Below are 3,325 nucleotides of genomic sequence, written 5' to 3' on the forward strand. Positions count from 1 at the left end.
GTACAGGTTGAATCGTCGTCGAAGATTGGCTTCGGTGATGGTCATTCCTGCAGATTCGTCGGCACGAGGTCTTCTCGCCCATCAACTCTCCGGCAGCAGATCGAACGCGGTCGACCCTGATTTTCGGCGGTGTGGCCGATCACCGGCAGTCACGATCACGATCGGTCGCGATGACGACGGGATCGGGGGCGGGCGTCGCCGGCTGCCGGGGTGTCTGCCGGATCGGCGTGGTCCATCCGCGCGAGGTGCGCCTTGATCCATTCGGTGGTGTTCACCGTCGCGGCGGAAGGTCGGGACGAGCATTCGACCGGGACGTCGGTCATGGATGCCTCCTTCTTCTGATCGGTGGGACATCGGAAAGGTGACAGCAGTCACCGGATTTTCCTCTGCGGCGGATCATTCCGGTCGACGAGAAGGGGCGAGCAACCAGCACCACACCCGCCGCGAGGAATCCGGCACTGGTCACCCTCTCGGCCCAACCGCGTGAACTCCTCGCGCCGGTGTGCCCACCGGCACCGGTCGGCATACCGGCGCCGACCGGTGAGCGAGACCGTGCCGGCCTCTCCCGTGGTGGGCGGCGGAGTGTTCGGTGCGGCGCCGGGCCGGTCACCGGATGCGGGGATCGTTCTCCGCGCCGGGACGGGAAAGGATCCGTTGGCCGGTGAGCGCCTCGACGACCCCGGCGATGTCGGTCGTGGACAGGTCGGTCGTGGACGGGTGCGTGTCCGGCCGAGGGTTCGGGATGCGATCGGGCGGTGGGTTGTGGCGGGATGTCTGATTCGTCATGAACTGTGACCCATCCGGTTGATGTTGAGCGGTACCGGGCGCGCCCCATCGTATGCGTCGGGGAGCACCCCCCGTGTGTCGAGAAGGTGAGGTCGACATGACTTCTGTCCCCCGGCCCGCCGCCGACCGCTGCGGTCGCGTGACCGGTGGAGCGCAATCACACCCGCACGTTCGTTCCGACCACGCTCGTTCCGCACCGATCGGGTCACCAACCTCATGAACTGCAACACACTGGCAGTGGGGCTGATCGTGCCGACTGCTCGACGGTCGATGCATCCCTCGATCTCGTTTCGCCAGCACTCGACAGACCACCCGACATGGTGGTTCGGGTGCACTTTCGCGGGTGCGGTACCAGCGGGGCCGTGCCGCCTCCTGCCGTCCGCGGGTGGCGGGCTCCGGATCCTCCTCAGCGGCGCGGGTTTCCGTTCGACCGCTGCTCGATCACATCGAGGACCATCGTCTCGGTGGTGGGGGCCAGACCGATCTGAGGCCACCCGGCGGTGAGGGTCACCGCCCGCACCGGCGGCGGGATGCCGAGCCAGTACCGGGGCTCGGTGCGGTAGGCGGTCAGTCCCGCGCAGCTGGTCGCGATGTCCGGTCTCGGTAGATACGCGTCGGCCTGGGCCTCGGCATCGGTGTTCTCCACCCCGGCGCGCACCGCGAGGTAGGACCAGCGCGCGCAGTGATCAGCGGGGTCGGTCAGGGGCCGGGTCTGATGGCGTGCCTTTTCGGCCGGCGCACCGGTGGCGGTCAGGGCCAGGTGCACCGACACACCGGACTCGAACGCCACAATCCGCAGTACTTCGAGGGTCAGGTCGGTCTGCGCCGACAGCCGGCGCCGCCCGTGGACGTCGACACCACCACAGACCGGTGGCGGTATCGCCGGCCACCGTCGTCGGAACATGGCCCGATCGTGCACTACCGGCGCCCCGGCCGCAACGCCGCCGCAGCAGCGGTCGAGGATGGGGCACCGCCCCGGTCAGCGGCGAGGAATCGGTGCCAGGTACCGCGGGTCGCGGCCGGGGTCCACAATCCACACCCCCGCCTCGGCGGTCTCGGTCGTCGGGCGAAGCCGGCGTCGCGGCCTTCGGCGGTGACCGCGGCGAACACCTCGCCGTGCGTGCACCAGAGGGCACCGTCGACGGAGCGGTCGAGGGTGAACAACAGCCTGTCGACGATCGGCAGGTGCCGTGCCACCGACAACGCATGCAGGGGCCGCAGGTATCGGCCGTTACCGCGCTGACCTTGCCGGGTCTCTTCGCGCCCGCCCGTCGATTCGGCCTCCTGTATCTGCGGAGTCGACTGGTGTACGCCGATGTGCTGGTCGGTGTCGGTCGTGTGGTTATGGGACGCGACAGCTGCAGGATCCGGTCGGTGCAGGAGGCCTCCGTGCCGTTCCTGTCGAGGCGACCACCGTGGTGTCACAACGATTCACGTTGCCTGGCAGCGGGATGGCAAATCAGCTCGCCCGGACGTCGCGGGGAGAGCTGGGTAAGGAGCTTCTCCCACTCGCCGAAGCAGTCCCCATCCGGGCTCCGCCGGGTCCGCGCTCGCCCGGCGGCGAGCCCGACCAGGTCTTCGGCTGCCTTCTGGACGGTCATATGGTGACGTTGTGCCACATCGAGCAACTCGTCGAAAGCCTGGACGTCGCTGCAGCCTCGAGCCCCCATAAAGATCCTTTCCGCGCTCGAGAGCAGTTCACGACCGTCGGGTGGGTGCCGTCCCGACAGTCGAGTCGGCCCCGGAAAAGGTGCGAGCGGTCGCCCGGTGCTGTTCTTCTCGGCCACGGGGAAACTCCTTTCGCTCCTTGATGCGTCGATCCGGCGCTTCAATACCTCAATCCTCCGCCGGCGGGAGCGCAACTACACAGAAAAGTTGTTGAACAACAGGCAAATTGTCGGCGTGGTGGTGGTGCAGCGCCGGACCCGAGGTGAGCCTGCAGCCGCGCCGCATCGGCCGACCGTCGCCGCGGCGGGCGCTCGCGGTGAGCGCTACACACACGCGGGCAACCCCTAGGGTGAGGGGTGTGGGACTGGCCCGGTTGATGCTCGACCTGCCCGCATCCTGCACGAACACCGACGCGCTCGGCTGGGCGTCGATCGAACTTCGCGAACGCCGCATCCGAGCTCGGGCCCGGCTGGCGCTGCACACCACCGCACCGACCGCCTCCGGTGTGATCCGGTGTTTCGTCTTCACCTACTGGGTGAAGGGCGCCGGTGGCCGCACCCCCGAGACCGTCGCCTACACCCACCTGTGGGCCCGGCTGAGCCGGACCGAACGCACCACCGTGCTCACCCTCACCCGGGACGGTCTGCTCACCGGCACCGTCCGACAGATCCTCACCGACACCGCCGGCCACATCCTCTTCCTGCCCTCGAGCGGCGGTGAGCATCGCCTGCCGCAAACCTTCCGACTGTTTCTCCACGCGATCTCCGCCGAACATCGCTGACCACCCCGACATCGCCGGCTCGGAACGGCCCCGTCGGATTCACGCGAGCCGCGCCCGGCGAACCAGACTACGAACTCCTCTCGCGGAAGA

General features: G+C 68.3%; 7 protein-coding genes. 2 read left to right on the top strand and 5 right to left on the bottom strand.

Annotated elements, in window-relative coordinates; genetic code table 11:
* Window positions 1–155: 155 nt before the first annotated feature.
* The 5 genes from WAW17_RS20170 to WAW17_RS20190 all read right to left on the bottom strand — a co-directional run bounded on the left by WAW17_RS20170 (window position 156) and on the right by WAW17_RS20190 (window position 2,573).
* Window positions 156–323 carry a hypothetical protein gene (locus tag WAW17_RS20170; RefSeq protein WP_422334693.1) on the bottom strand — a complete coding sequence of 56 codons (168 nt, stop codon included), beginning with the start codon at window positions 321–323 and terminating at the stop codon, window positions 156–158.
* Window positions 324–606: 283 nt separating this feature from the next.
* A complete protein-coding gene (locus WAW17_RS20175) occupies window positions 607–786 on the bottom strand; it encodes a hypothetical protein (protein WP_422334694.1) in 180 nt (59 codons plus the stop codon).
* Window positions 787–1,192: 406 nt separating this feature from the next.
* Window positions 1,193–1,690 (bottom strand): serine/threonine protein kinase, encoded by a 498-nt coding sequence (locus tag WAW17_RS20180; RefSeq protein WP_422334695.1) that lies wholly within the window; start codon window positions 1,688–1,690, stop codon window positions 1,193–1,195.
* Window positions 1,691–1,704: 14 nt separating this feature from the next.
* Window positions 1,705–2,211 (bottom strand): hypothetical protein, encoded by a 507-nt coding sequence (locus tag WAW17_RS20185; protein ID WP_422334696.1) that lies wholly within the window; start codon window positions 2,209–2,211, stop codon window positions 1,705–1,707.
* Window positions 2,208–2,573 (bottom strand): ANTAR domain-containing protein, encoded by a 366-nt coding sequence (locus tag WAW17_RS20190; protein ID WP_422334697.1) that lies wholly within the window; start codon window positions 2,571–2,573, stop codon window positions 2,208–2,210. Before WAW17_RS20190 ends, WAW17_RS20185 begins: the two co-directional genes overlap by 4 nt.
* Here WAW17_RS20190 and WAW17_RS20195 point away from each other — a divergent pair.
* Complete coding sequence (locus WAW17_RS20195) at window positions 2,554–2,802, top strand: hypothetical protein (protein ID WP_422334698.1); 249 nt, start codon at window positions 2,554–2,556, stop codon at window positions 2,800–2,802. The two genes, WAW17_RS20190 and WAW17_RS20195, sit on opposite strands and share 20 nt — an antisense overlap.
* A gap of 10 nt (window positions 2,803–2,812) precedes the next feature.
* Window positions 2,813–3,235 carry a hypothetical protein gene (locus WAW17_RS20200; protein ID WP_422334699.1) on the top strand — a complete coding sequence of 141 codons (423 nt, stop codon included), beginning with the start codon at window positions 2,813–2,815 and terminating at the stop codon, window positions 3,233–3,235.
* Window positions 3,236–3,325 lie beyond the last annotated feature (90 nt).

The organism is Rhodococcus sp. (in: high G+C Gram-positive bacteria), assembly GCF_049286785.1.
GTDB lineage: Bacteria > Actinomycetota > Actinomycetes > Mycobacteriales > Mycobacteriaceae > Rhodococcus_F.